This window comes from Pantoea sp. ICBG 828 (assembly GCF_002928355.1).
Classification (GTDB): Bacteria; Pseudomonadota; Gammaproteobacteria; order Enterobacterales; family Enterobacteriaceae; genus Pantoea; species Pantoea dispersa.
Map to the genome: position 1 here is coordinate 357,333 of NZ_POWN01000001.1, position 25,931 is coordinate 383,263.

General features: G+C 57.5%; 22 protein-coding genes, 3 tRNA genes and 1 other RNA gene. 10 read left to right on the forward strand and 16 right to left on the reverse strand.

Annotated features, from left to right (window positions below; translation table 11 throughout):
- Positions 1–130 precede the first annotated feature (130 nt).
- The 5 genes from C1Y43_RS01650 to C1Y43_RS01670 all read left to right on the forward strand — a co-directional run bounded on the left by C1Y43_RS01650 (position 131) and on the right by C1Y43_RS01670 (position 2,675).
- Positions 131–207, forward strand: a tRNA-Val gene (locus C1Y43_RS01650).
- A 3-nt stretch (positions 208–210) separates the two neighbouring features.
- Positions 211–287: transfer RNA gene (locus C1Y43_RS01655), tRNA-Val, on the forward strand.
- A gap of 12 nt (positions 288–299) precedes the next feature.
- Positions 300–376: transfer RNA gene (locus tag C1Y43_RS01660), tRNA-Val, on the forward strand.
- 344 nt (positions 377–720) lie between these two features.
- Positions 721–2,133, forward strand: coding sequence for a pyruvate kinase PykF (gene pykF / locus C1Y43_RS01665; protein WP_021506226.1), 1,413 nt, complete (start codon positions 721–723; stop codon positions 2,131–2,133).
- A 305-nt stretch (positions 2,134–2,438) separates the two neighbouring features.
- On the forward strand, positions 2,439–2,675 hold the full coding sequence (locus C1Y43_RS01670; RefSeq protein WP_007374746.1) for a major outer membrane lipoprotein: 237 nt from the start codon (positions 2,439–2,441) through the stop codon (positions 2,673–2,675).
- A 75-nt stretch (positions 2,676–2,750) separates the two neighbouring features.
- Here the strand turns inward: C1Y43_RS01670 and C1Y43_RS01675 are convergent, their stop codons facing one another.
- The 7 genes from C1Y43_RS01675 to sufA form a co-directional block, all read right to left on the reverse strand.
- On the reverse strand, positions 2,751–3,788 hold the full coding sequence (locus C1Y43_RS01675; RefSeq protein WP_058757683.1) for a L,D-transpeptidase family protein: 1,038 nt from the start codon (positions 3,786–3,788) through the stop codon (positions 2,751–2,753).
- A gap of 62 nt (positions 3,789–3,850) precedes the next feature.
- The gene (sufE, locus tag C1Y43_RS01680; RefSeq protein ID WP_021506228.1) at positions 3,851–4,267 is read right to left on the reverse strand and encodes a cysteine desulfuration protein SufE; all 417 of its coding nucleotides are present in this window, start codon (positions 4,265–4,267) and stop codon (positions 3,851–3,853) included.
- A 20-nt stretch (positions 4,268–4,287) separates the two neighbouring features.
- Entirely contained in the window at positions 4,288–5,511 is a 1,224-nt protein-coding gene (gene sufS / locus C1Y43_RS01685) for a cysteine desulfurase SufS (RefSeq protein ID WP_021506229.1), read from the reverse strand.
- Positions 5,508–6,785, reverse strand: coding sequence for a Fe-S cluster assembly protein SufD (gene sufD / locus C1Y43_RS01690; RefSeq protein WP_104186781.1), 1,278 nt, complete (start codon positions 6,783–6,785; stop codon positions 5,508–5,510). Before sufD ends, sufS begins: the two co-directional genes overlap by 4 nt.
- A complete protein-coding gene (sufC, locus tag C1Y43_RS01695) occupies positions 6,760–7,506 on the reverse strand; it encodes a Fe-S cluster assembly ATPase SufC (protein WP_021506231.1) in 747 nt (248 codons plus the stop codon). Before sufC ends, sufD begins: the two co-directional genes overlap by 26 nt.
- A gap of 39 nt (positions 7,507–7,545) precedes the next feature.
- Positions 7,546–9,039: a Fe-S cluster assembly protein SufB gene (sufB, locus tag C1Y43_RS01700; protein ID WP_021506232.1), complete on the reverse strand. Its 1,494-nt coding sequence runs from the start codon at positions 9,037–9,039 to the stop codon at positions 7,546–7,548.
- A 7-nt stretch (positions 9,040–9,046) separates the two neighbouring features.
- On the reverse strand, positions 9,047–9,421 hold the full coding sequence (gene sufA / locus C1Y43_RS01705; protein WP_010616252.1) for a Fe-S cluster assembly scaffold SufA: 375 nt from the start codon (positions 9,419–9,421) through the stop codon (positions 9,047–9,049).
- Between the two features lie 390 nt (positions 9,422–9,811).
- On the opposite strand from sufA, the gene C1Y43_RS01710 reads away from it, so the two are divergent.
- Entirely contained in the window at positions 9,812–10,216 is a 405-nt protein-coding gene (locus C1Y43_RS01710; RefSeq protein WP_021506233.1) for a hypothetical protein, read from the forward strand.
- 30 nt (positions 10,217–10,246) lie between these two features.
- Here the strand turns inward: C1Y43_RS01710 and C1Y43_RS01715 are convergent, their stop codons facing one another.
- Positions 10,247–13,300, reverse strand: coding sequence for an FAD-binding and (Fe-S)-binding domain-containing protein (locus C1Y43_RS01715; RefSeq protein ID WP_104186783.1), 3,054 nt, complete (start codon positions 13,298–13,300; stop codon positions 10,247–10,249).
- A gap of 204 nt (positions 13,301–13,504) precedes the next feature.
- Between C1Y43_RS01715 and ydiK the strand changes: the two genes are divergently transcribed.
- Positions 13,505–14,617 carry an AI-2E family transporter YdiK gene (gene ydiK, locus C1Y43_RS01720; RefSeq protein ID WP_010616248.1) on the forward strand — a complete coding sequence of 371 codons (1,113 nt, stop codon included), beginning with the start codon at positions 13,505–13,507 and terminating at the stop codon, positions 14,615–14,617.
- Between the two features lie 330 nt (positions 14,618–14,947).
- Positions 14,948–15,055: antisense sRNA RprA (gene rprA / locus C1Y43_RS01725), an RNA gene on the forward strand.
- A 140-nt stretch (positions 15,056–15,195) separates the two neighbouring features.
- Here the strand turns inward: rprA and ppsA are convergent.
- Positions 15,196–17,583 (reverse strand): phosphoenolpyruvate synthase, encoded by a 2,388-nt coding sequence (ppsA, locus tag C1Y43_RS01730; RefSeq protein WP_058757679.1) that lies wholly within the window; start codon positions 17,581–17,583, stop codon positions 15,196–15,198.
- A 447-nt stretch (positions 17,584–18,030) separates the two neighbouring features.
- Here ppsA and C1Y43_RS01735 point away from each other — a divergent pair, with 447 nt between their 5' ends.
- The gene (locus C1Y43_RS01735) at positions 18,031–18,858 is read left to right on the forward strand and encodes a pyruvate, water dikinase regulatory protein (RefSeq protein ID WP_021506237.1); all 828 of its coding nucleotides are present in this window, start codon (positions 18,031–18,033) and stop codon (positions 18,856–18,858) included.
- A gap of 149 nt (positions 18,859–19,007) precedes the next feature.
- Positions 19,008–20,054: a 3-deoxy-7-phosphoheptulonate synthase gene (locus tag C1Y43_RS01740; protein WP_058769694.1), complete on the forward strand. Its 1,047-nt coding sequence runs from the start codon at positions 19,008–19,010 to the stop codon at positions 20,052–20,054.
- A gap of 6 nt (positions 20,055–20,060) precedes the next feature.
- Here C1Y43_RS01740 and C1Y43_RS01745 read toward each other — a convergent pair whose 3' ends face one another.
- From C1Y43_RS01745 to ihfA, 7 genes are all read right to left on the reverse strand, one after another.
- Entirely contained in the window at positions 20,061–21,500 is a 1,440-nt protein-coding gene (locus C1Y43_RS01745; protein WP_104186785.1) for a YdiU family protein, read from the reverse strand.
- Positions 21,501–21,597: 97 nt separating this feature from the next.
- Complete coding sequence (locus tag C1Y43_RS01750; protein WP_021506240.1) at positions 21,598–22,341, reverse strand: EAL domain-containing protein; 744 nt, start codon at positions 22,339–22,341, stop codon at positions 21,598–21,600.
- Positions 22,342–22,657: 316 nt separating this feature from the next.
- Positions 22,658–23,116, reverse strand: a complete 459-nt coding sequence (locus C1Y43_RS01755; protein WP_021506241.1) for an NlpC/P60 family protein — start codon at positions 23,114–23,116, stop codon at positions 22,658–22,660.
- Between the two features lie 64 nt (positions 23,117–23,180).
- A complete protein-coding gene (gene btuD, locus C1Y43_RS01760; protein WP_104186786.1) occupies positions 23,181–23,927 on the reverse strand; it encodes a vitamin B12 ABC transporter ATP-binding protein BtuD in 747 nt (248 codons plus the stop codon).
- Positions 23,927–24,472, reverse strand: coding sequence for a glutathione peroxidase (locus C1Y43_RS01765; RefSeq protein WP_058769691.1), 546 nt, complete (start codon positions 24,470–24,472; stop codon positions 23,927–23,929). Before C1Y43_RS01765 ends, btuD begins: the two co-directional genes overlap by 1 nt.
- A 39-nt stretch (positions 24,473–24,511) precedes the next feature.
- Positions 24,512–25,495, reverse strand: a complete 984-nt coding sequence (btuC, locus tag C1Y43_RS01770) for a vitamin B12 ABC transporter permease BtuC (RefSeq protein ID WP_104186788.1) — start codon at positions 25,493–25,495, stop codon at positions 24,512–24,514.
- Positions 25,496–25,628: 133 nt separating this feature from the next.
- On the reverse strand, positions 25,629–25,931 hold the full coding sequence (gene ihfA, locus C1Y43_RS01775; protein WP_021506246.1) for an integration host factor subunit alpha: 303 nt from the start codon (positions 25,929–25,931) through the stop codon (positions 25,629–25,631).

A 25,931-nucleotide genomic window follows, 5' to 3' on the forward strand; every position in this document is an offset into this window, starting at 1 on the left:
GCCCGCAATGGCGAAAAAAACGACGCATAGCACAGTTGCTGGTCAGTCGTCAGGAAAAATCACTTTTCCGCTTGCCAGCATCACGGCCTGCCGTTAATATTCGTCCCCGCTGTCGCCCTGACAGCGTGTTGCGCTCTTAGCTCAGTTGGTTAGAGCACCACCTTGACATGGTGGGGGTCGATGGTTCGAGTCCATTAGAGCGCACCAAGTGCGTCCGTAGCTCAGTTGGTTAGAGCACCACCTTGACATGGTGGGGGTCGGTGGTTCGAGTCCACTCGGACGCACCAGATTTCTGAAATGCGCTCTTAGCTCAGTTGGTTAGAGCACCACCTTGACATGGTGGGGGTCGATGGTTCGAGTCCATTAGAGCGCACCACTTTTGCTGTTATCTCCCTTGCGCAACTCGTCTTTCCTTGATCTGAGTCGGTTTTCTCCCTCTGCTTTTATATTGGTTTTCGCATACTTAGCGACTATACTATGCCGCGTTGTTCCACCTGAAAGGTTTCAGCGCTAACGTGCCTATGCCAGCCACTTACATCATTTGCGCAACGCCGTCGCTACGGTCTCTCCGCCCGGCGCATAACTTCTCTGCACGCTTAGCCGTCGTCACCTATTCTTACTTCTGTGTCAAACGTACCAACACCAAACAGATTTTTACTTCGGTGCCAGGCGCATCGAACCCCGACCTTTATCATCCATCACAACTTACAGAAATCTGACATGAAAAAGACCAAGATCGTTTGTACTATCGGTCCGAAAACCGAATCCGAAGAGATGCTGACTCAACTGCTGGAAGCGGGCATGAACGTCATGCGCCTGAACTTCTCTCACGGGGATTATGCCGAACATGGTCAGCGCATCACCAACATGCGTGCCGTCATGGAAAAAACCGGTCGCCAGGCCGCGATTCTGCTGGACACCAAAGGCCCGGAAATCCGTACCATGAAACTGGACGGTGGCAATGATGTGTCCCTGAAAGCTGGCCAGACCTTCACCTTCACCACCGATCAGTCAGTGATTGGTAACAGCGAGCGCGTTGCCGTTACTTACGCCGGTTTCACCGAAGACCTGAAAATTGGTAACACCGTGCTGGTCGACGATGGTCTGATCGGGATGGAAGTCACCGAAGTCACCGAAAACACCGTGGTGTGTAAAGTGCTGAACAATGGCGACCTTGGCGAAAACAAAGGCGTCAACCTGCCAGGCGTGTCCATTCAGCTGCCGGCACTGGCGGAAAAAGACAAGCGCGATCTGATCTTCGGCTGCGAGCAAGGCGTGGATTTTGTTGCGGCTTCCTTCATCCGTAAACGTTCTGACGTGCTGGAAATCCGTGAGCATCTGAAAGCCCACGGCGGTGAGCACATTCAGATCATCTCCAAGATCGAAAACCAGGAAGGCCTGAACAACTTCGATGAGATCCTGGAAGCCTCTGACGGCATCATGGTCGCGCGTGGTGACCTCGGTGTGGAAATCCCGGTTGAAGAAGTGATCTTCGCGCAGAAGATGATGATCAAGAAGTGTAATAAAGCGCGCAAAGTGGTGATCACCGCGACGCAGATGCTGGATTCGATGATCAAGAACCCGCGCCCTACCCGTGCTGAAGCCGGCGACGTGGCCAACGCCATCCTCGACGGTACCGACGCGGTGATGCTGTCCGGTGAGAGCGCCAAGGGTAAATACCCGCTGGAGTCGGTCACCATCATGGCGACCATCTGCGAGCGTACCGATCGCGTGATGAAATCGCGCATCGATTCCCTGCAGGATTCGCGCAAGCTGCGTATCACTGAAGCAGTGTGCCGTGGCGCCGTTGAGACCGCTGAGAAACTGGAAGCGCCGGTGATTGTGGTGGCGACCGAAGGCGGTAAGTCGGCTAAATCCGTGCGTAAATACTTCCCGGATGCCACCATTCTGGCCCTGACCACTAACCAGACCACCGCGCGTCAGCTGATCCTCAGCAAAGGGATTGAAACGCGTCTGGTGAGCGAAATCGCCTCGACCGATGATTTCTACCGCATCGGCAAAGAGATGGCGCTGCAGAGCGGCTACGCGCAGAAAGGCGATGTCGTGGTGATGGTTTCGGGTGCGCTGGTACCCAGCGGAACCACCAACACCGCGTCGGTGCACGTACTCTGATCGAGCCGGTGATGTTTATTTAAAAGAGCGCCTTTCGGGGCGCTTTTTTTATTCCGCGCCTGAGACAGAAAGCGGAAAATTCCAATCGATAATAACTATTCAATATCCCGCAGAATTAAGGTTAATCCGATTAAATCTCTCTGTTTTCGCTAAATATTTTCATCATGTTCTGCGAAACGCTGCTTCTTTGAGCGAACGATCAAATTTAAGCATGTTCTCATCAAAAATTTATTCTCAACTTAAAAAGCTTTGTGTAATACTTGTAACGCTACATGGAGATTAACTCAATCTAGAGGGTATAAATAATGAATCGTACTAAACTGGTACTGGGCGCGGTAATCCTGGGTTCAACTCTGCTGGCTGGTTGCTCAAGCAACGCTAAAATCGACCAGCTGTCTTCAGACGTTCAGACTCTGAACGCTAAAGTTGACCAGCTGAGCAACGACGTGAACGCAATCCGTTCTGACGTTCAGGCTGCTAAAGACGACGCAGCTCGCGCTAACCAGCGTCTGGACAACCAGGCTCACTCTTACCGTAAGTAAGAGTTCTGGTTTGAAAAATGGTGCCCTTGTGGCACCATTTTTTTTGTCCGGATTCTGCCGTCCGCTGGCCCTGAATCACGGTGTCGCAGCGGCTTCGCCCTGCGCCTGACTGATGGTGGCTTGCGCACCGCCTGTTGCCCCCTGCTGCGTCTGCAGCACTGCCGGCAGCGGCGTCGCCTCACTCACCGGTTCCCCACTGCTCACCAGTACCGGCATGCCTGAACGACGTTCAATCGCCGCCTTAATCAGCGCACTGTCGCTCTTCGCACTCTTTATAAAGGCTTTCAGCGGCGCGCTCAGCGCAATTGGCATGGTCTGCGGATCGTCCTGTTCATTACGCGACAGCGGCTGGTGTACCTCGATGTAGCGTTTGCCGTCGGGTTCGATGGCATATTTGATCGGCTGGTTAATCACCTGTACACGTGTACCCTGCGGCACGCTATTGAACAGCGCTTCGATATCGTCCGGCCGCAAACGAATACAGCCGGAGCTGACGCGCATCCCGATGCCGAAGTCGGCGTTGGTGCCGTGAATCAGATACTGGCCGCTGCCGCGCGCCAGACGCAGCGCAAACAGCCCCATCGGGTTATCCGGCCCGGCAGGCACCATCGCGGGCAGCGTGATGCCCTCTTTGGCGTAGCGTTTGCGGATATTGACGGTGGGCGTCCAGGTGGGGTTAGGGATTTTCTGGCTGATACTCGTCACCATGCTCGGCGTGGCGGCACCCAACTGGCCGATGCCGATCGGATAAACCACGACGCGATTTTCCCCTTTGGGATAGTAGTAGAGACGCAGTTCGGCCAGGTTGATCACGATGCCTTCGCGCGGCGCATCCGGCAGCAGCATCTGCAGCGGCACGGTAAGCTGCGTTCCGGCTTTCGGTAGCCAGGGGTCGACGCCCGGGTTGGCTTCCAGCATGCCAAGCATGCCTATCTTATAACGCGCGGCAATGCTCTCCAGTGGCCGTTTGTCGTCCGGGACGGTGGTCAGGGTGTTTTCGCCAATCAAACGGCTATCAGCGGCTGGCAGGGGGTATTCCGTAGCAAACGCAGGTGCAGACAGTCCGAAACAGGACAACAGCAATGCACCGGCTAAACGAAGCGCAGGTTTCATGCAATTTTCTCTTTGTCGGATGGAACAGACCCCGGTCATGGCCGGGGTCTGGAGAGTGTAACTTAGCTGAGAGACTGTGCGTTATGCCGGATCGCGCGAATCATCGCTTCCAGCCCCTGCGAACGCGAAGGGGTGAGGTGTTGCGTCAGGGCCAGTTCGCCGAACCAGTGGGCGACATCCAGTGCCAGAATCTCTGGCGCTTTCAGCCCCTGATACAGGCTAAATACCACGGCAATCAAGCCTTTAACGATGGCGGCATCGCTGTCACCTTCAAAAGCAATGGTGCCGTCAGCCTGTGGAGTCATGCGAATCCATACCTGACTCTGACAGCCGGAAATGACGTACTGCGGCTGATGCAAGCTTTCAGAGGATTCTGGTAATTTTGCCCCGAGTTCAATGATGTAGAGGTACTTCTCTTCCCAGTTGGCGCAACGATTGAAGTTGCGCACCAGTTTCTCTTTTTCTGGCAGGTTTGCCATGCATAACTCCTGAAATCTACTCAACCGCCCAGCAGACGATGAATGCGCGTCAGACCAGCCGCCAGGCGATCGGCTTCCTCTTCGCTGTTGTAGAGCGCGAAAGAGGCGCGACACATCGCGGGCACCGCATAATGACGCATCAGCGGCATGGCACAGTGGTGGCCGGTGCGGATAGCAATGCCGTACTGGTCGAGGAAGCTGCCAACGTCAAACGCGTGGTGCTTACCGAGGTTAAACGCCACCACGCCGCTGCGCTCGGCCGGGCCGTAGATAACCAGGTCCGGCACCGACGCCAGCTTGTCCAGCGCGTAACGCATCAGCTGGCTCTCGCGCTGATGGATCGTCTCCAGACCGAGTTCGCTGATCCACGTCAGCGCCGCGCCGAGACCGATAATGCCGCCGGTGTTCGGCGTGCCGGCCTCAAAGCGCCACGGTGCGCCATTCCAGGTGGTACCGGTGGGCAGCATGACCTGATCGATCATCGAACCGCCGCCTTCCCACGGTGGCATGATCTCCTGCAGCGCCTTACGCGCGTACAGCACGCCAATCCCGGTCGGCCCATAGATTTTATGGCCGGAGAACACGTAGAAATCGCAGCCGATATCCTGCACGTCAACGGGGTGGTGCATCACAGCCTGGGCACCGTCCACCAGCGTCACCACGCCCGCGGCTTTCGCCTGCGCCACGATGGCTTTCACCGGGTTAACCGTGCCGAGCACGTTGGAAACGTGCGTCACGGCAAGCAGGCGCGTACGGCTGTCGATCAGCCCCGCCAGCTGTTCCAGCGCCAGCTCGCCGTTGTCGTTAAGCGGCAGCACACGGATTTCCGCGCCGGTGCGCTGGGCCACCATCTGCCATGGCACGATGTTGGCGTGATGCTCCATCTCAGTGACAATCAGGTTATCGCCCGGCTGCAGCTGACTGCCGCCCCAGCTGTTAGCCACCAGATTGATGCCTTCGGTGGTGCCTTTCACGAAGATAATCTCTTCCGGCGCGGCGGCATGCAGAAAACGCGCCGCCTGGGCGCGCACGTTTTCCATATCGCTGGTCGCCTGCGCGCTCAGCGAGTGAATGCCACGGTGCACGGCCGCATAGCCGTGCTGATAGAAGTGACTTTCCGCGTTGATCACCGCGAGCGGGCGCTGTGCGCTGGCCGCGCTGTCAAGGTAGGCCAGCGGATGTCCGTTGACCTCACGACTCAGAATCGGAAACTCCGCTCTGACTCGTTCGAGATCGAAACTCATGACTCAACTCCCGGGAAACGATCGGTAATACGTTGCAGCACCACCTGACGCAGCGCGTCATCTTCCAGCGCTTCCGTCAGTTCAGCGGCGAAAGCATGGATGATCATCTGCTGCGCCGCGTCTTCGGCGATGCCGCGCGAGCGCAGATAGAACATCTGCTCGTCGTCGATGCGACCGATAGTCGCGCCGTGGCTGCACTTAACGTCATCGGCGTAGATTTCCAGCTGCGGCTTGGTGTCCACTTCCGCCAGGCGGCCGAGCAACAGGTTGTTGTTGGTCATCTGGCCGTCAGTTTTCAGCGCGTGCTGTGCCACTTTGATGTGGCCGTTAAACACCGAGCGCCCTTTGTCACGCGAAATGGTTTTGTGCAGCTGGCGACTCAGGCAGTGGCCTTTGTTGTGCTCCAGATAGCTGCGCGTATCCGCCACTTCGCTGCCAACCGGCAGCACCAGGCTGTTCAGCGACAGCTGGGTGTTCTCACCGTTCAGCTGCACGCTGGTGTTGTGACGCGACAAACCGGCACCCAGCAGGAAGCTGGTGCTGCTCACCTGCGCGTCACGGCCAATCACGATGTCGTTGTGCGCAAAGTGATAGCTGCTGCTCTCTTCAAACGCCAGCTTGGTATGCTTCAGCTGCGCATTGTCGCCCACCGCAAAGGTAAAGCGCGCGCCGGTGAAGTGGGCGCGGGCGTTCAGCGTCACGTAATGCTCGATTACCTGCGCTTCCGTGCCGGACTCCAGCTCCAGATGGTGACGATGATGCACCGTATTCAGCGCATCCGCCTGGCCGCTGGTAATGTGCAGCAGATAGAGCGGCTGCGCCGCAGCTTTGCCGCGCGGCAGACGAATCGAGGTCACCTCTTCCGCCAGACTTTCCGTCAGGTGCAGGAACACCTCCGGCTGTACTGCGGCCGGTAACGGACGTCGCTCAGCGGCACGGCTGTGCTGCACGTCAAACAGACCGGTATCACGCGCGCTCAGCTCAGGCTGGAAGCGACCATCGACGAACACCAGGCAAATCGCGTCCAGCGGCAGCGCCAGCGCAGCCACCTGCTCAGCGCTCACGCCTGGCGCTTCCGCCTGCACAAACTGCTGAGCCAGCAGGCTGTCCAGCGCGGTGTATTTCCAGTTTTCATGCTTGCGCGTCGGCAGGCCGACACGCATCAGTTGCTGCCAGTGCTGCTGTGCCTGCAGCGAACGCTGTTCGCCGCGTGACTCAAACAGGTGATGCCACTGCTGCAGCGCGTTATCACTCCTGGTCGGTAAGCCAGCCATAGCCTTGCTCCTCCAGCTGTTTCACCAGCGTAAAGTCGCCAGACTTCACGATTTTGCCCTGATACAGCACGTGCACGTGATCTGGCTTGATGTAATCCAGGATGCGCTGGTAGTGCGTTACGATGATGAATGAGCGCTTGCCGTCGCGCAGGCTGTTCACGCCTTCTGCAACAATTTTCAGCGCATCGATATCCAGACCGGAGTCGGTTTCATCGAGGATGCACAGCTCAGGCTCCAGCGCCGCCATCTGCAGGATGTCGTTACGCTTCTTCTCACCGCCGGAGAAACCGACGTTGACGGAACGGGTCAGCAGATCTTCCGGCATCTTCAGCAGCTTGATCTTGTCTTCGATGAAGTCCTGGAAGTCGAAACGGTCCAGCTCTTCCTGCTCACGGTATTTACGCACCGCATTGACTGAGGTCTGCAGGAAAAACTGGTTGCTGACGCCCGGGATCTCGACAGGGTACTGAAACGCCATGAAGATGCCTTCACCGGCACGCTCTTCCGGCTCCAGCTCCAGCAGGTCTTTGCCTTTAAAGGTCACGGAACCGCCGGTGATTTCATAATCTTCACGACCGGCCAGCGTGGCAGACAGGGTGCTCTTACCCGAGCCGTTCGGGCCCATAATGGCATGCACTTCGCCCGGCTTAACCTCGAGGTTCAGACCGCGCAAAATCTCTTTGTCTTCAACGCTAACCTGTAAATCTTTAATGCTTAACATACTCTTTCCTTCACATTGCTTCCGGCAACGCGTGTGGCATCAGCCGACACTGTGCTCAAGGCTGATCGCTAACAGTTTTTGCGCTTCCACGGCGAATTCCAGTGGCAGCTCGGAGAAAACGTCTTTACAGAAGCCGTTGACGATCATCGAGATCGCATCTTCTTCGCTAATGCCGCGCTGCAGGCAGTAGAACATCTGATCTTCACCGATGCGCGACGTCGTGGCTTCGTGCTCAAGCTGCGCGCTGTTGTTGCGCGTTTCCACATACGGGAAGGTGTGCGCACCGCAGTCCGGCCCAATCAGCATCGAGTCACACTGGGTGAAGTTACGCGCGTTAGTCGCGGTCGGCATGATTTTCACCAGGCCGCGGTAGGTGTTCTGGCTCTTACCGGCTGAGATACCTTTCGAGATGATGGTCGATTTGGTGTTTTTACCAATGTGAATCATCTTGGTACCGGTATCGGCCTGCTGGCGACCGCTGGTCAGCGCGACGGAATAGAATTCGCCCACTGAGTAATCACCGCGCAGGATGCAGCTCGGGTATTTCCAGGTGATAGCTGAGCCGGTCTCGGACTGCGTCCACGACATCTTGCTGTGCTCGCCTTCACACAGCGCACGCTTGGTCACGAAGTTGAGGATACCGCCCTCGCCTTCACCGCCCGGGAACCAGTTCTGCACCGTGGAGTATTTCACTTCGGCGTTTTTGTGGATAATCACTTCGACGACCGCTGCGTGCAGCTGGTAGGTGTCGCGCACCGGCGCTGAACAGCCTTCGATGTAGCTGACGTAGCTGTCTTCATCAGCAATCAGAATGGTACGTTCGAACTGGCCGGTTTTCGCCGCGTTGATGCGGAAATAAGTCGACAGCTCCATCGGGCAACGCACGCCTTTCGGGATGTAGACGAAGGTACCGTCGGACGCCACCGCCGAGTTAAGCGCAGCAAAGAAGTTATCGTTGTGCGGCACCACGGTGCCAAGATACTTCTGTACCAGCTCCGGATGATCGTGGATCGCTTCACCGAAGGAGCAGAAAATAATGCCCTGCTCAGCCAGCTTGTCACGATAAGTGGTCGACACGGACACCGAGTCGAAAATGGCGTCCACCGCCACTTCTCTGCCTTCACGCACCGGCACGCCCAGCTGGTTAAACGCGTCTTCCACTTCTTTGGTCAGGTAATCGCTGGAGGCGACGCTGCCGGACGTCTGGGTGGCACCCGGTTCAGAGGCACAGCTGTCATCGCAATTGCCGCAGGACGGCGCGGAATAGTAGCTGTAATCCTGATAATCGAGTTTGTCGTAGTGCGCTTTCAGCCAGTGTGGCTCTTCCATCTCCAGCCAGGCGCGAAACGCCTTGAGACGGAACTCCAGCATCCACTCGGGTTCGTTACGTTTGGCCGAAATGGCACGCACCACATCTTCATTGATGCCGTGTGCCAGTTCGTCGGTTTGCAGCTGGGTGAAGAAGCCTTCTTTATAGTTCAGGCTGCCTTCCCAGGTTTGTACATCGTCAGATGCTTCGCTGTGTCGTGACATATTTCACTTACTCGACGCCAAAGCTTTCACCGCACCCGCAGGCGTGCTGAGCTTTAGGGTTGTTGAATTTAAAAATCTGGTTCAGGCCTTCGCGGACATAATCCAGCTCGGTACCGTCAACAAACGGCATCGCCTGAAGCGGCACAAACAGTTTTGCGCCATATTGCTCGAACTGCAGGTCGTCATCGGCAGGCGCTTTCACCAGATCCATAACGTACCCAAAACCGGCACAGCCGGACTGTTTCACACCCAGTTTCAGGCCCTTAACTTCCGGGTCCTGTTCCACCAGGCTGAGAATCTGTTTCGCTGCCGACTCGGTCAGCGTGAGCCCTTTCCAGACGAATTCGTCAGGTGAAAAAGACGCTGCATTTACTGATGACATAGTGCTACCTCGTAAGTCTGGGCCTTTTCAGGCTATCCCCCTATGGTAGTGATATCAGATATCACTTCAACCTCTTGTTTTGCAGGGATAATCATCTCGTGCTGTTTTTTACTGCTGCTTTATTAAGCATAGTCCCTTCCCACCAGCTTGTGCGCGCCATTCCCGCGCGCGCCGTCAGAACGTAACCTGTTCATAAGCCGTAAATTTTCCAGTTCGCTTTTTACGTTTATGCTCTGATTGATAGGTTACGCCTTTGCTGAATGTAAAGAGATTGTTATTGCCGATTTTTGTAACAGGCAAAGGAAATCAATAAAATTTCACGGCGGGAATTGCATTCCTGGCGCGGTTTAATATGATAATGATTATCATTAACCTACTTTGGGTGGCGACATGACGCTTTCCGTCTCAGCCTGGTTACAACACAAAATCGACGAATATAAGTTTTCGGTCCGTGATATCACCGTCGACTTCTATCTGGCTCAGGCAAAGCTCAACCGCACCGATTGTTCCATTGAACAACTGCGTCGTTTTAACGATACCTGTCTCGACATGGCCGAAATCTGCCAGCTGAACGGCGACGATCACAGCTACCTGCACGCGATGGGCAAGCTGCACCACCGCTTAGTACAGGAGATGGGCAATGCCGATCGCGATCGCCTGTTCCGTATTCAGGCTTACCAGCTGGCGCGCCTGTCGCTGACCCGTTTGTGTCATCAACTGGCGCTCAGCGGCGACTGGGACCAGGCGACCCGCCTGCAAAGTGATTTCGTCCGCCACGCAGGCTGGATATTCTAATCCAGCTTTGTGACGGCTCCTACAATTTGTTTACATCAATTCCAGCAAAGCCTGTAGCGGATGGCGCATACCGTTGCCCTCGGCGCGTTTCACCTGGCTGCGGCAGGAGAAGCCGGTCGCCAGACAGCGCTGACGCGGCAGCTTCTGCAGTTGCGGATGCCACGACAGTTCATAAATGCCCAGCGAGTTCGCCAGGTTTTTACTCTCGTGACCATAAGTGCCAGCCATGCCACAGCAGCCCACATTGATGTTCTCCAGCTTCGCGCCAAAACGGGCAAAAATAGCCTGCCACTGATTGGGCGTTGACGGCAGCGCCGTGACCTCGGTGCAGTGGGCAAACAGATACCAGGCTTCGCCGCTGGCGATCTGCACCTCGCGCCCGGCCAGCACGCCGTGCAGCCATTCATGCACCAGCTGCACACTGAACGTGCCGCGCTGCTCACCCAGCACCTGCTGATATTCGTCGCGATAGCACAATACCGTGGCCGGATCGACACCGACCATCGGCACACCGAGCTGCGCCACACGGTTGAGGAACTCAGCGGTTTTGCCGGCGGTGCGGGCAAAGCGCTGCAGAAAACCTTTCACGTGCTGCGCTTTCCCGTTAGGTGAGAACGGCAGCAGCACCGGCCGGTATCCGAGTTTTTCAATCAGCCGGATGAAATCGGTCACCAGCTGCGCTTCGTAATAGCTGGTAAACGGATCCTGCACCACCAGTACGTGCTGTTCGCGCTGGGCCGCATCCATGGCTTCCAGCTGCTCAAGCGTGACCCGCATCGCCGGGTGGCCGCTCAGCTGCTGCTTCAGGCTCGGCGAGGAGAGCAGCGGCAGATCCACCATGCCGATGTGGCGCTGGCTTAGGTCGCGCATCCACGGCTGTTTCAGGAAGAAGTTGAACACCCGCGGTGCTTTCGCCATCAGCGGCGCATAGCTTTCAACCGACGCCACCAGATGGTCGCTGACCGGGCGCAGATAGCGGGTGTGATAAAGCTGCAGGAAGCGCGAGCGGAAGTTCGGCACATCGATTTTAATCGGGCACTGCGTCGAACAGGCTTTACACGCCAGGCAGCCGGACATCGCCTCTTTCACTTCATGCGAGAAGTCATATTCGCCCTGCTTCGCATGCCACGAATTGCGCGTGCGCTGAATCAGACTGCGCAGGCTGGCGCCCTGTGCTGGCAAGGCCTGCTCCAGCTTAAGCGGGTCAACGCCCTGCTCCGCCAGCAGGCGCAGCCACTCACGTGTTAGCGTGGCGCGTCCTTTTGGCGAATGGATACGATTGCGGGTGATTTTCATCGACGGGCACATCGGGCTGCGCACGTCAAAGTTGAAGCACAGTCCGTTGCCGTTACACTCCATCGCGCCGCGCCAGTCATTGCGTACCGTCAGCGGAATCTGGCGATCCCAGCTGCCGCGCGTGGCGGCATCGACCTGCATCATGGGCTCGTCGTTACCCAGCGGCGTACAGATTTTGCCGGGGTTGAGACGGTTATCCGGATCGAACGCCGCTTTGATGCGACGCAGCTCATTAAACAGCGTTTCGCCAAAGAACGCCGGACTGTACTGGGCACGGAAGCCTTTGCCGTGCTCGCCCCACAGCAGACCGCCGTAGCGCGCGGTAAGCGCCACCACTTCGTCCGAGATCTGCTTCATCAGCCTCTCCTGCTGCGGATCGCACATGTCCAGCGCCGGACGCACGTGCAGCACGCCGGCATCCACGTGACCAAACATGCCATAGCTCAGGCCGTGGCTGTCGAGCAGCGCACGAAAATCCACAATGTAATCCGCCAGATGCTCCGGCGGCACGGCGGTGTCTTCCACGAACGGAATCGGTTTGGCGCGCCCTTTGGCGTTGCCAAGCAGACCTACCGCTTTTTTACGCATGTTATAGATGCGCTCAATGCCCGCCAGATCATCACACAGCTGATAGCCCATCACGCCACCCTGCTGCTGCGCCATCAGCTCATCCAGCCGCGCGCACAGCGTGGTCACCTGCTGCGCAATCAGCGCCGCATCGTCGCCGGCAAACTCGACAATATTCAGGCCGAGCATCTCTTTGCCTGGCACATCGGTGATCAGCTCGCTGACCGAATGCCAGACAATATCCTCGCGCGCCAGGTTCAGCACTTTCGAATCCACCGTCTCCACCGACAGGGCCTGCGCCTCGACCATAAAAGGCGCATTGCGCAGTGCGGAATCGAATGAATCGTACTTAATGTTCACCAGCCGGCGCACTTTGGGAATGGGTGTGATATCCAGCCGGGCTTCGGTGATAAAGGCCAGCGTACCTTCGGCGCCGCACAACAGGCGCGTCAGGTCGAAAGTTTGCAAATCATCACTGAACACATGGCGCAGGTCATAACCGGTGAGGAAGCGGTTCAGTTTGGGGAATTTTGCCAGAATCAGTTCACGCTGCTCGCGGCAGCGGTTAAGCACTGCTTTATAGATGCGCCCTTCAGCGGTCGGCGTCGTGGCCAGCTGTTCCGCCAGCGCGGTGGGCATGGCGCGCGTATCAAGAATTTCGCCGCCCAGCAGCACGGCACGCAGGCCCTCGACGTGATCGGAGGTTTTGCCATACACCAGCGAGCCCTGACCGGAGGCATCGGTATTGATCATGCCGCCCAGCGTGGCGCGGTTACTGGTCGACAGCTCCGGAGAGAAGAAAAAGCCGTACGGCCTGAGCCAGGCGTTGAGCTGGTCCTTCACCACGCCGGCTTCTACCCGCACCCAGCCCTGCTCGGTGTTGATCTCGAGGATGCGGTTCATGTAGCGCGACATGTCGACCACAATGCCCTGATTGAGCGACTGCCCGTTAGTACCGGTTCCGCCGCCGCGCGGGGTAAACACCAGGCTATTGAAACGTGGCTCACCAGCCAGTCGGGCGATCAGCGCCACGTCCGCCGTTGAACGCGGAAACAGCGCCGCATCGGGCAGGAGCTGATAGATGCTGTTATCGGTGGAGAGCGTTAGGCGGTCGGCATAGCTGGTCGCGGTGTCGCCGGTAAAACCTTGTTCTTTCAGCGACTGCAGGAATGTCAGCACCAGTTGAACGAGGCCTGGCGCCTGAGAAATCTGTGGGATCATTATTTCGTGACCGGGATGTTGTAAACGTTTGCGTGGTTAATTTTTTTCAGCTCTTGGTTGTATCACATTTTTTTGCCGCCCGCTGTTTTTTCAGGAAAACGGCCGCGTCGCGCTGCTTTTTCTGTTTAATTTTCAGGAAATAGATCATCATTGTGAAGGCGCCGCGGAGCGCCCTCCTGAAGGATTACTGAGGTCTGTGTTGTGATGAAAAGCCTGCAACGCGGTATGGATCTACCGCAAATGTTGTTCTCGCTGATGTTTATTTTGCTGATGATCATTGCCTGTCTGTGGGTGGTGCAGCCGTTCATTCTCGGCTTCGCCTGGGCCAGCATGGTGGTGATTGCCACCTGGCCGCTAATGATTCGTCTGCAGCAACTGCTGTGGGGTCGCCGTTCGCTGGCGGTGATCGCCATGACGATTCTGCTGTTGCTACTGTTTATTATTCCTATCGCGCTGCTGGTCAGCAGCCTGATTGATAACAGCGCGCCGGTCATCGCCTGGGCGACCCAGCGCCATCTGGTGCTGCCGGATCTCGCCTGGCTGCGCGATATTCCCTATGCCGGACGCAAACTCTATTCCAGCTACCATAAACTGATCGACGGCGGCGGCGCGGCGATCATGAGCCAGGTCCAGCCTTATATTGGCCGCACCACCGGCTTCTTTGTCGCCCAGGCCGGACATTTTGGCCGTTTCATGCTGCACCTTGCCCTGATGCTGTTGTTCAGCGTGCTGCTGTACTGGCGCGGTGAGCAGGTTGGTCTCGGCATCCGTCACTTTGCCTACCGCATGGGCGGACGGCGCGGTGACGCCGCCGTGCTGCTGGCCGGTCAGGCGATCCGCGCCGTGGCGCTCGGCGTGGTGGTGACCGCGCTGGTGCAGGGCGTGCTGGGCGGCATCGGCCTGGCGATTTCCGGCATTCCGTATGCCACGCTGCTGACCGTATTAATGATTCTTACCTGCCTGGTGCAGCTTGGACCGTTGATTGTGCTGGTGCCGGCAATTATCTGGCTCTACTGGAGCGGCGACACCACCTGGGGCACGGTGCTGTTAGTGTGGAGCTGCGTGGTCGGCACGCTGGATAACGTGCTGCGTCCGATGCTGATTCGCATGGGCGCCGATTTACCGATGATTCTGATACTTTCCGGCGTCATCGGCGGGCTGATCGCCTTCGGTATGATTGGACTGTTTATCGGTCCGGTCGTACTGGCGGTCTCTTACCGGCTGGTTTCGGTGTGGATGCATGAAGCGCCGGCACCGGATGACGATCCGGAAACGGCCATCGAAGCACTGGCCGAACACGAAGAGCCGCAGCCGTAACGCGCTTCCGGCGCATAACCGGGCGCCCAGCCCGGTTTGCTTATCCCCTTTTCCCGCACCGCACCCAACGCGATTTGCATTAGTCAGCCGTGGTTAACACTCATTAATCCGTACCACTTAATTTCGCGGCACAATAATTTTTTCCATTAGTGATTTTTAAGAAAAAACGCACTTTTCAGCGTTTAAGCCCGATCGCACCGATAAAATGATTATTTTTCGCACTGATTCCTGGGCCGAATGGGTCATAAAACGTAATGAAAGATTATCAGCTTTAAACTAATAAGAGGATTCTTAAAGACGCCAGCGGCGGCGGTGAATAACATGTTCACTATGTTTTAAATCAAGCCACTGATTTTTAAACAACCTTTTTCCCCTGAGTAAAGTGAAGAATTGCTGTGTGTAGTCTTTGCCCATCCCCTGTGATGGGCTTTTTTTTGCCTGCAATTCAGCGATAAACAGCGCGGTCCGGCGGCGAACGCCGTCAGCGCTGGGTTTATGGCAATCTTAAGTGATGAAAAGTGGAATGGGATATGGGACAGGTGCCCGACGGTTGCCGGGCACCAGGCAGGTATAACAGATTACGCTTTGGCCGCGTCCAGCTCAGCCAGGCTCAGCCAGGTTTCCACCACGGTATCCGGATTGAGCGACAGGCTGTCGATGCCCTGCTCCATCAGCCAGGCAGCAAAGTCCTGATGATCTGAAGGCCCCTGGCCGCAGATGCCGACGTATTTGCCCTGCTTCTTCGCTGCCTGAATCGACATCGACAGCAGTGCCTTCACCGCATCGTTACGCTCATCAAACAGCGCCGACACCACGCCGGAGTCGCGATCCAGCCCCAGCGCCAGCTGCGTCATGTCGTTGGAGCCGATAGAGAAGCCGTCAAAGTGCTGCAGGAACTGTTCTGCCAGCAGCGCGTTGGACGGGATCTCGCACATCATGATCACCTTCAGTCCGTTCTCGCCGCGTTTCAGGCCCTGCTTCGCCAGTTCGGCCACCACGGCCTCGGCCTGATCGACGGTGCGTACAAACGGCACCATGATCTCAACGTTGGTCAGCCCCATGTCGTTGCGCACGCGCTTCACGGCTTCACACTCCAGCGCAAAGCAGTCGCGGAAGCTGTCCGCCACGTAGCGTCCGGCGCCGCGGAAGCCCAGCATCGGGTTTTCCTCTTCCGGCTCGTAACGCTCGCCGCCGACCAGGTTGGCATACTCATTGGTTTTGAAATCCGACAACCGCACAATGACGCGCTTCGGCGCGAAGGCCGCACCCAGCGTGGCGATCCCTTCGGTCAGCCGCGCGATGTAGAATTCCACCGGATCGTCAAAGCCTTTCATCATCTGACCAATCTGCGCCTGCAGTTCCGGCGTCTGCTGATCAAACTCCAGCAGGGCTTTCGGGTGCACGCCGATCATGCGGTTGATGATGAACTCCAGCCGCGCCAGACCAACGCCTTCATTTGGCAGGCAGGCAAAATCAAACGCGCGATCCGGGTTACCGACGTTCATCATAATTTTCAGCGGCAGATCCGGCATGGTATCAACCTGCGAACTGGTGACTTCAAAGTCCAGAAGATCGTTATACACATAGCCGGTATCGCCTTCGGCGCAGGACACCGTGACCTTATGACCGTCCTTCAGGTGCTCGGTGGCGTCACCACAGCCCACCACTGCCGGAATGCCTAGCTCGCGCGCAATGATTGCCGCGTGACAGGTCCGCCCGCCGCGGTTGGTGACGATCGCCGACGCCTTCTTCATGATCGGTTCCCAGTCCGGGTCGGTCATGTCGGTGACCAGCACATCGCCTTTTTCGATGCGGTGCATCTCGCTGATGTCGTGAATCACCTTCACTTCACCCGCACCGATGCGATGGCCGATGGCCCGGCCTTCCACCAGCACGCTACCTTTGCCCTGCAGGCTGTAGCGTTCCATCACCTGTCCGTTGGAACGCACCGTTTCCGGCCGCGCCTGCACGATGAACAGTTTGCCGGTGTGGCCATCTTTGGCCCACTCAATATCCATCGGACGCTTATAGTGCTGCTCAATCAGCACCGCCTGGCGCGCCAGCGCCTGCACTTCGTCATCGGTCAGGCTAAAGCGGTCTCGCTGTTCCTGTTCCACGTCCTCAATGCGCACCTGTTCGCCGTGCTCCTGCGAATCGGCATACACCATGCGGATCTTCTTCGAGCCCAGGGTTCGGCGCACAATTGCCGGGCGATTAGCGGCCAGCGTCGGTTTGTGCACGTAAAACTCATCCGGGTTGACCGCGCCCTGCACCACCATTTCGCCAAGACCGAACGCCGAGGTGATAAACACCACCTGGTCGAAGCCGGATTCGGTATCAATGGTGAACATCACGCCGGAGGAGGCGAGATCGGAACGTACCATGCGCTGCACACCGGCTGAGAGCGCCACGCCACGGTGGTCGTAGCCCTGGTGCACGCGGTATGAAATGGCGCGATCGTTAAACAGCGAGGCGAATACGTGCTTCACGGCCACCAGCACCGCGTCGAAGCCCTGCACGTTAAGGAAAGTTTCCTGCTGGCCGGCAAACGAGGCATCGGGCATATCCTCGGCGGTGGCCGAAGAGCGCACCGCAAAGGAGGCTTCGGCGTCATCAGCAGAAAGTTGTTCATAGGCGCTGCGGATCGCCGCTTCCAGCTCTGGCTGGAAAGGCGTATCCACCACCCATTGACGAATCTGTTTGCCGGCCTGCGCCAGCGCTGCAACATCATCAATATCCGTGTTGTCCAGCAATGCATAAATACGCTGGTTCAGTCCGCTTTGGTCGAGAAACTGATTAAAAGCGTAAGATGTCGTCGCGTAGCCGTTTGGCACGGATACCCCGAGCGACGACAAATTGGTAATCATTTCTCCCAGGGAAGCATTCTTGCCCCCTACCCGATCAACATCATGCATGCCAAGCTGGTTGTACCAGAGCACTAGCGACTGTTGGTCTTGATTGGACATTGAGATTATCCTTTTAAATGATTGGAGCACATGGAACATTTTGCTATTCGCCAAATCAGCCTGGCACAATCAATTAATAAAGACTAAGTGTTGAATCGTTAAAGCAGAAAATCAGCGTTAAAATCGGATTACTCCCCGAAAAGCGCCTTGTTGCGCAACGCAGCTATTTTTTCCAACCTATTGGCAATGCGATATTTTTCACTTTTTCATGAGGTTAGACGCGTTTTTTGTTGCGCAACGCTTGCCGTTTTTATTTTGCGCCCGCGCGGGCAAAAGCGAGAAATTAGCGCTGAACAACCCGGCTTTTCATCTATGATGGGTAATCAGCGCAGCGTAAAAATAGATTATTCGCCGGCCAGATATGGATATTTCATTTTACCCTTAGTGAAAATGAAATATTTTAGGCGATAATGTTACGCAAAAGTAAACAAAAGCATGAGGTCAACCATGAGCACTGAACGCAGCGTATTCTATATCTCTGACGGCACCGCCATCACCGCGGAAGTGCTGGGCCACGCGGTGCTGTCACAGTTTCCGGTGAATACCAACAGCGTGACGCTGCCGTTCGTGGAGAATGTGCAGCGCGCCCAGGCGGTGAAAGCCCAGATCAATGCGCTCTACCAGCAGAGCGGCGTGCGCCCACTGGTGTTTTTCTCAATTGTCACGCCAGAGGTGCGCGATATCATTCTGGAGAGCGAAGGTTTCTGCCAGGACATCGTGCAGGCGCTGGTGGCACCGCTGCAGAGCGAACTGGGCGTGGCCTCGATGCCGGTGGCGCACCGCACCCACGGCCTGACCGCCAGTAACTTAGGCAAATACGATGCCCGTATCGCCGCGATTGATTACACCCTGGCGCACGATGACGGTATTTCGCTGCGCGGGCTGGAAGATGCGCAGGTGATTCTGCTGGGGGTATCGCGCTGCGGCAAAACCCCGACCAGCCTGTATCTGGCGATGCAGTTTGGTGTACGCGCGGCTAACTATCCGTTCATCGCTGATGACATGGATAACCTAAAGCTGCCGCCTGCGCTGCGCGCCCATCAGCACAAGCTGTTTGGCCTGACCATCGATCCGGAACGGCTGGCGGCGATTCGTCAGGAGCGCGCTGAAAATACCCGCTATGCGTCAATGCGTCAGTGCCGGCTGGAGGTCGGTGAAGTGGAAGCGCTGTTCCGCACCCATCAGATTCGCTATCTCAACAGCACCAATTACTCTGTCGAAGAGATCGCCACCAAAATCCTCGACATCATGGGCCTGCGCCGCAGCATGTACTGACCTCACCTGCCAGGTTGTAAAGCCTGGCTGCCGTCAGTAATGAATAGCCTTTTGATTTAGCTGGTTGAATTCACGGGCTAATGGTTTATTGTGATCATCATCACTTCCCGGTATTTCACCGCTGCGAAGAACAGATTTTGAGAATCCCAATGAACAAAACTGATGAACTGCGCACCGCGCGCATCGGCACGCTGCTGACGCCGGCCGCGCTGGCGCAACAACACCCCATTTCGGCGGCGATTGCCGCTAACGTTACCGCCGCGCGTCAGCGCATCGCGCGCATCCTGACCGGTGAAGATCCACGCCTGCTGGTGATTATCGGCCCCTGCTCGCTGCACGATCCCAGGGCCGCGCTGGAGTACGCAGAACGTCTCAATCTGCTGCGTGAACAGCACAAGGACCGGCTGGAAATCGTGATGCGCGCCTACTTTGAGAAGCCGCGCACCGTGGTCGGCTGGAAAGGCCTGATTTCCGATCCGGATCTCGATGGCAGCTTCGACGTCAACCGCGGCATCGCTATCGCGCGCCAGCTGCTGCTGGATATCAACGCCATCGGCATGCCAACCGCCACGGAATTTCTCGATATGGTGATCGGCCAGTTTATTGCCGACCTGATCAGCTGGGGCGCGATTGGCGCGCGCACCACCGAGAGCCAGATTCACCGTGAAATGGCCTCGGCGCTCTCCTGCCCGGTGGGCTTCAAGAATGGCACCGACGGCAACGTGCAGATCGCGGTTGATGCGATTCGTGCCGCGCGCGTCAGCCATATGTTCCTGTCACCCGACAAAACCGGGCAGATGACGATTTATCAGACCAGCGGCAATCCGCACGGTCACGTGATCCTGCGCGGCGGGCGTCAGCCGAACTACCACGCTGAAGATGTCGCCGCTGCGGCAGCCAACCTGCGCGACTTCAACCTGCCGGAACAGCTGGTGATCGACTTCAGCCACGGCAACTGCCTGAAGCAGCATCGCCGCCAGCGCGATGTGGCGCAGGACGTGGCGGCACAGATCCGGGCCGGTTCGCGGGCAGTGGCGGGAGTGATGATTGAGAGTTTCCTGCAGGAGGGAAATCAGAAAGTGGTGAGCGGCCAGCCGCTGACCTACGGCCAGTCGATTACCGATCCGTGCCTCGGCTGGGATGACAGCGCGGAGGTGCTGGCGCTGCTGGCGGCTGCCGTGGACAGCCGCTTCTGATGCCTGCTAGCTGGAGCAGCTTACCTCCAGCGTTTTTCCCCACTCCGGCGGCCGCTGGCGCAGTTCCGGGCTGATGGCCGCCTCGTTAAACGGCTGCTGCAGCGCCAGATGTAATCTGGCCAGCGCCGCCGTTTCCCCCTGCTCAACCTCATCGATTACCTGCTGGGCCAGATAGTTGCGCAACACCAGCGCCGGGTTAGCCGCTTTCATGACTGCCTGACGCTGCGCATCGCTGACGCCATCCTGCAGCAGGCGCTGGCGATAGCCGTGATACCAGCGGTCGAAGGCGTCACGGTCGATAAACTCATCGCGCAGCGGTGAACGCGTCTCTGCCTGCTGCGTCTCGCTCAGCAGGCGGAACGTCAGGGTGTAATCGCTGTGCTCTGCCGTCATCAGCGCCAGCAGGTCAGTGAGGATGGCGTTATCCCCCGCATCGGCGGTCAGCAACCCGAGCTTCGCGCGCATTTTCTCGCCCCACACCCGCATCAGCTCGCTCTCGTAATGGCTGAGCGCCTGTTTCAACTGCTCAGTGCTCAGCAAGCCGGACAGCGCGTGCGCCAGGCGGTTAAGATTCCACAAGCCGATCATCGGCTGGTTGCTGAAGGCGTAGCGCCCCTGATAATCGCTGTGATTACAGATGAAATCCGCATCGTAGTCATCAAGGAAACCGTAAGGCCCGTAATCGAGCGTCAGGCCGAGGATCGACATATTATCGGTGTTCATCACGCCATGCGCGAAGCCGACGCTCTGCCACTGGGCAATCAGGCTGGCGGTGCGTTTGACGATATCGGTAAACCACAACAGGTAGCGATCGGCCTCCTGCTCCAGCTGCGGCCAGTGATGATGAATCGCGTAGTCCGCCAGCTGGCGCACTTTCTCCGGCTCGCCGCCGTAATAGAAATGCTCGAAGTGACCAAAGCGCAGATGGCTGTCGGCGATGCGCATCAGCATCGCGCCGCGCTCGCGGGTTTCACGCTGGACCGGTTCGTCGCCAATGGCCAGCGCCAGCGCGCGCGTGGTCGGGATGCCAAGATGGTGCAGCGCTTCCGAGGCGAGAAACTCGCGCACGCTGGAACGGATCACCGCGCGGCCATCGCCCATGCGTGAATAGGGGGTCAGGCCCGCGCCTTTCAGATGCCAGTCAAGTTTGCGGCCGTCGGCCAGTTGCTGTTCGCCAAGCAGCAGACCACGTCCGTCGCCCAGCTGGCCAGCCCACACGCCAAACTGGTGCCCGCTGTAGACCTGCGCCAGCGGCGACATGCCGGGAAGTAACGCTGCGCCATACCACACGGCGTGGCCTTTGCCAGCAAACAGCGCGGCATCCAGGCCCATCTCCTGCGCCAGCGCGGCATTGTGATAACACAGCCGCCCGCCGGCAAGCGGCGTTGGGTCCAGCGCGGTGTAGAATCCCGGCAACGTCTGCTGCCAGCTATTAATAAATTGCATCGACACTCCGGAAGGTGCGCAACGGTGCGCCACCCGCATTGCGTTTAAAGATAAAGCGTAGTCTACCGTCGGGGTGACGGAGAAGACAGATGAAAGGTTACTGCTGTGAAGGCGTGGTGAGCGTGACGTGCGGATAGATGAGATCGCTTAACCGTTCCGCTTTAACCACCGGGAACAGACTGCCCTGCAGCTGTGCGCCGCTCAGGGAACTGACTTTCTCCAGCAGGGCATTATCGTCAACGCCACAAATAATTATTTGCGGGGCGTAAGCGGAAAAATTATCGATAACAGTCTGAATAAATGGCGTAAATGAGGCACGTTTCGCCAGCGCATGAATAAACGCTTTGTCCATTTTTAACACGCTAAACAGATTTTCGTATACTGCCGTAGCCGGGGCTTTTCCTGCCCCAAATTGAGAAAGCGATAAGCGAAATTCCTGTTGCAGGCGTGCTAACAGCGGCTGCTTTTTACCAGCCGATAATTGCGGAAACGTTTCACTGATATCCAAAACAATAAAGGGAAGTTGTTTAAATTTCCTTAAGAGAAACTCACTGGCCAATAGCGTCGTGGCCATAGATTCATCAATACGAACCAGCGCGATAATTTGATGTAACTCAAAAAAGTCACGGTACTTTTCCAGCAGCACTAACTGGCTCTGCAGCAAACGTAATTGCTGGGCATCGTCAAGCTGCGGCAACAGCAAGTCCTGCGGCAGCGTAATCGGCGCACTGTCGTGAACAAACTGGGTGACCAGCTCAACCGCAGTCAGCTGGCCCGCCAGAGAATAGGCAGGATAAAACCAGGTTTCCGACTGATAGTCGGCAGATAAATGGACTTTCATTTTTTACAGCCAGATGCAGTGGCAATTGGCGCATCGTATATCAATGAAAACGGTCAGGCAATAGGACCAAACGTTAGAAGAGACGCCGTTTTCTGTCTAATTACCGACTTTTCTGCATCAAATAATACTTAAGCCAAATGATCCAGGTTAATGTCCATACTGATTAAATTCACTGACGTCTATTTTTAGTCGCAAACCCGATTGCGGTAAAGTGCCATTTTAAATGAGAGTTATATCTGGCGGAAAAAAACAAATAAATCGGATCAAAACCCATCTGTTTATTACGCCTTTTTTTAACACTAATGGGTTAAGCGGATTAGATGCGACGCGCCTGCCAGAATACTTTGCGCCAGTAAACATTATCCAGCGAGGAGCGGATCACGCCCTGGCTGGTGGAAGCGTGAATGAAGGTATTGTCGGTGTCATAGATGCCTACGTGCAGGCCATTTTCGCCGCTGCCGGTTTTGAAAAATACCAGGTCGCCGGGCAGCAGATCGCTTTTATCGATGCGCGTGCCAATATCGGTCTGATCAATCGTTGAGCGCGGCAGCTGCAGGTCAAAGCGGTCACGAAAGGTCAGGTAGACAAAGCCAGAGCAATCCACGCCACCACGGCTTAATCCGCCATAGCGATAAGGTGTACCGCGCCAGCGGCTGAGCTGATCGTTAAGTTGCGCAATTACGGTGATGGAGTCAGACAGACGGCCATTGGGCGGCGGCGCATGATGGCTACAGCCCGCCAGCAGCAACACGAGGAGAAACAGGGTCAGCCGCATCAGAATAGTCCTTAAAAACGTCGTCCGGCTGACACTGTAGCGACAAAGCGGCGCGGCGCGCAAGTCAGGGAAGATAAAGCAGCGGCCCCTGTGGCGTCTCCAGCTGCACGAATTCGGCCTGATAAAGCGGTGCCAGTCGCTCGGCGGTCAGCACCTCACGGGCCCCGCCCTGACTGACTACGCGGCCCTGATGCATCAGCCAGACGCGATCGGCATGGCGCAGACTGTGGTTGAGATCGTGTCCGCTGGCGACAATGGCGATGCCGGCCTCGCTGAGCTGCAACAGCAGCTTATCCACCGCGCGCTGCTGTGCGATGTCAAGCGCGGTGAGCGGCTCATCCAGAATCAGTAACGCACCGCGCGGATTAATTGCCGGATGGATCTGCAGCACCACCGCCGCCAGGCGCACCCGCTGCCACTCACCGCCGGAGAGCTGCGCCAGCGGACGCGTCAGCTTATCCTGCAAGCCAAGCTGCAGCAGCAGGTCAGTGAGCGTCGCCTGCGCGTTGACGCCGCCCGGCGGGCTGTGCAGCCGCAGATAGTGCCACACCGGCAGCGCCGCAGGCGCCGGCTGCTGCTGGGGGAGCCAGGCGCGCTGCTGCGCCAGTGCGGCACCCGACCAGTTTCGCAGCGGCTGGCCGGCCAGCGTCAGCTGCCCTTCGGCGTCGAGCAGGCCAGCGAGCGCGGTCAGCAGCGTGCTCTTCCCGGCGCCGTTAGGGCCGACCACGTGCACGCGCTCACCGCGGCAGAGCGTCAGCTCCCCCGCGCTCAGCCGTCCGGGCACGTGCAGGTCGTGGCACTGCAGCAGCATTACGCCGCCAGCGCCTGCTCAATGCGCTTCAGAATGATCGGATCGTCCGGCGTCATGTCCGGCGAGAAGCGCGCGATCACCTCACCCTGTTTGTTGATGAGGAACTTTTCGAAATTCCACAGGATATCGCCCGGCGCTTTCGGCGCGCGGCCTTTGCTCTCCATGCGCTCAAGGAAACCGCTGCCTGCCGGGCGTTCGGCTTCCGGCTGCGCAGCGACCAGCTGACGGTACAGCGGATGACGCTGCTCGCCGTTAACCTCCGTTTTGTCGAACAGCGGGAAGGTTACGCCGTACGTGGTGCTGCAGAAGGTTTTGATCTCTTCGTTGCTGCCCGGTTCCTGCTCGAGAAACTGATTGCAGGGGAAGCCCAGCACGCTGAAATCTTTGTCCTGCCAGGCCTTCTGCAGCGACTCCAGCTGTTCATACTGCGGCGTCAGGCCGCATTTTGATGCTACGTTAACCACCAGCAGCACCTTGCCCTGATACTGTGCCAGCGTGGTTTTTTCACCGTCCAGCGTAACCAGTTCTGTCTGATAAAGGCTCATCGTCGATTCCCGTTGTTGATTGCACTGTGCCAGCCGCAGCTAGCGCGAAGACTTCACTAATAACATGATAAACAGCGGCGCGCCGAGCGTGGCAGTGACCACCCCAATTGGCAGCTCGGCCGAGGTAAGCACCAGACGTGCCAGAATGTCCGCCGCCAGCAGTACCGCCGCGCCCGCCAGCGCCGCGGCCGGCAGCAGGTAGCGATGATCGCTCAGACCGCTGAGGCGCAGCAGATGGGGGATAACCAGTCCGACAAATCCAATCGCACCGGCCATCGCCACGCTGACGCCCACCAGCCAGCCCATCGCCAGCACCAGCAGATTGCGCCACAGCAGCAGTGGCAGGCCGAGCTGCCGCGCCGACACCTCCCCCAGCGCCAGCAGATTAAGCGTTCGGGCGCTGGCCAGCAGCGCCAGCGTCACCGGCAGCAGCGCCAGCATCATCCAGCCGTAGCGCCAGTCGATACCGCTAAAGCCGCCCATCATCCAGTACATCATCTGGCGCAGATCGAGGCTGGTGCTAAAGTACACCGCCCACGTCATGATGGCGCTACAGATAATGCCGAGCGCCACGCCGGTCAGCAGCAGACGGCTGGCCGACAGCTGGCGATGGGCAAAATGCAGCAGGATCAGCGTGATCAGCAGCGCGCCCGCCATCGCTGCCAGCGCCAGGCTCCACAGTGCGCCGTTACCCAGCAGCACCGCCAGCACCAGGCCAATGCCGGCACCGTTCGATACGCCCAGCAACCCGGGCTCCGCCAGCGGATTGTTGAACAGCGCCTGCATCACCACACCGCAGACTGCCAGCGCCGCCCCCACCAGCAGCACCGCCAGGGTGCGCGGCAGGCGCAGCTGCCAGACGAACAGATCGCCGCTGGCAGAAAACCATTGCAGCGGAGATATCCAGCTGTCGCCCGTGCACAGACTGAGCACCAGCAGCAGCAGCACTGCGGCAGTAAGCGCGCCGAGCCAGCGCCGGCTGCGGCGGTCGGCCTGTTGGGCCAGCTGATCCAGCAGAGTCATAAGTAAGATTGGCTGAGAAAACAGAGATTTGATTGTAGAGAGATTACGCTAAAAAGAAAGCCGCGCCTGCAGCGTGCTGCCGGGATTGCGCGCATAAAAAAGGCCGCTGAGCGGCCTTTTTGTCATACTGAAATCAGTCAGCATCCTTGGGTGACGCGTTCTCCACGCGACTTTTCAACTTCTGCCCCGGACGGAATGTCACCACGCGGCGGGCGGTGATTGGAATATCTTCCCCCGTCTTCGGGTTACGGCCCGGACGCTGGTTTTTGTCACGCAGATCAAAATTACCAAATCCGGACAGTTTTACCTGTTCTCCGTTTTCCAACGCGCGGCGAACTTCTTCGAAAAAAAGCTCTACCAACTCTTTGGCATCGCGTTTGCTCAACCCGAGTTTTTCAAACAGGTACTCTGACATTTCAGCTTTTGTAAGCGCCAT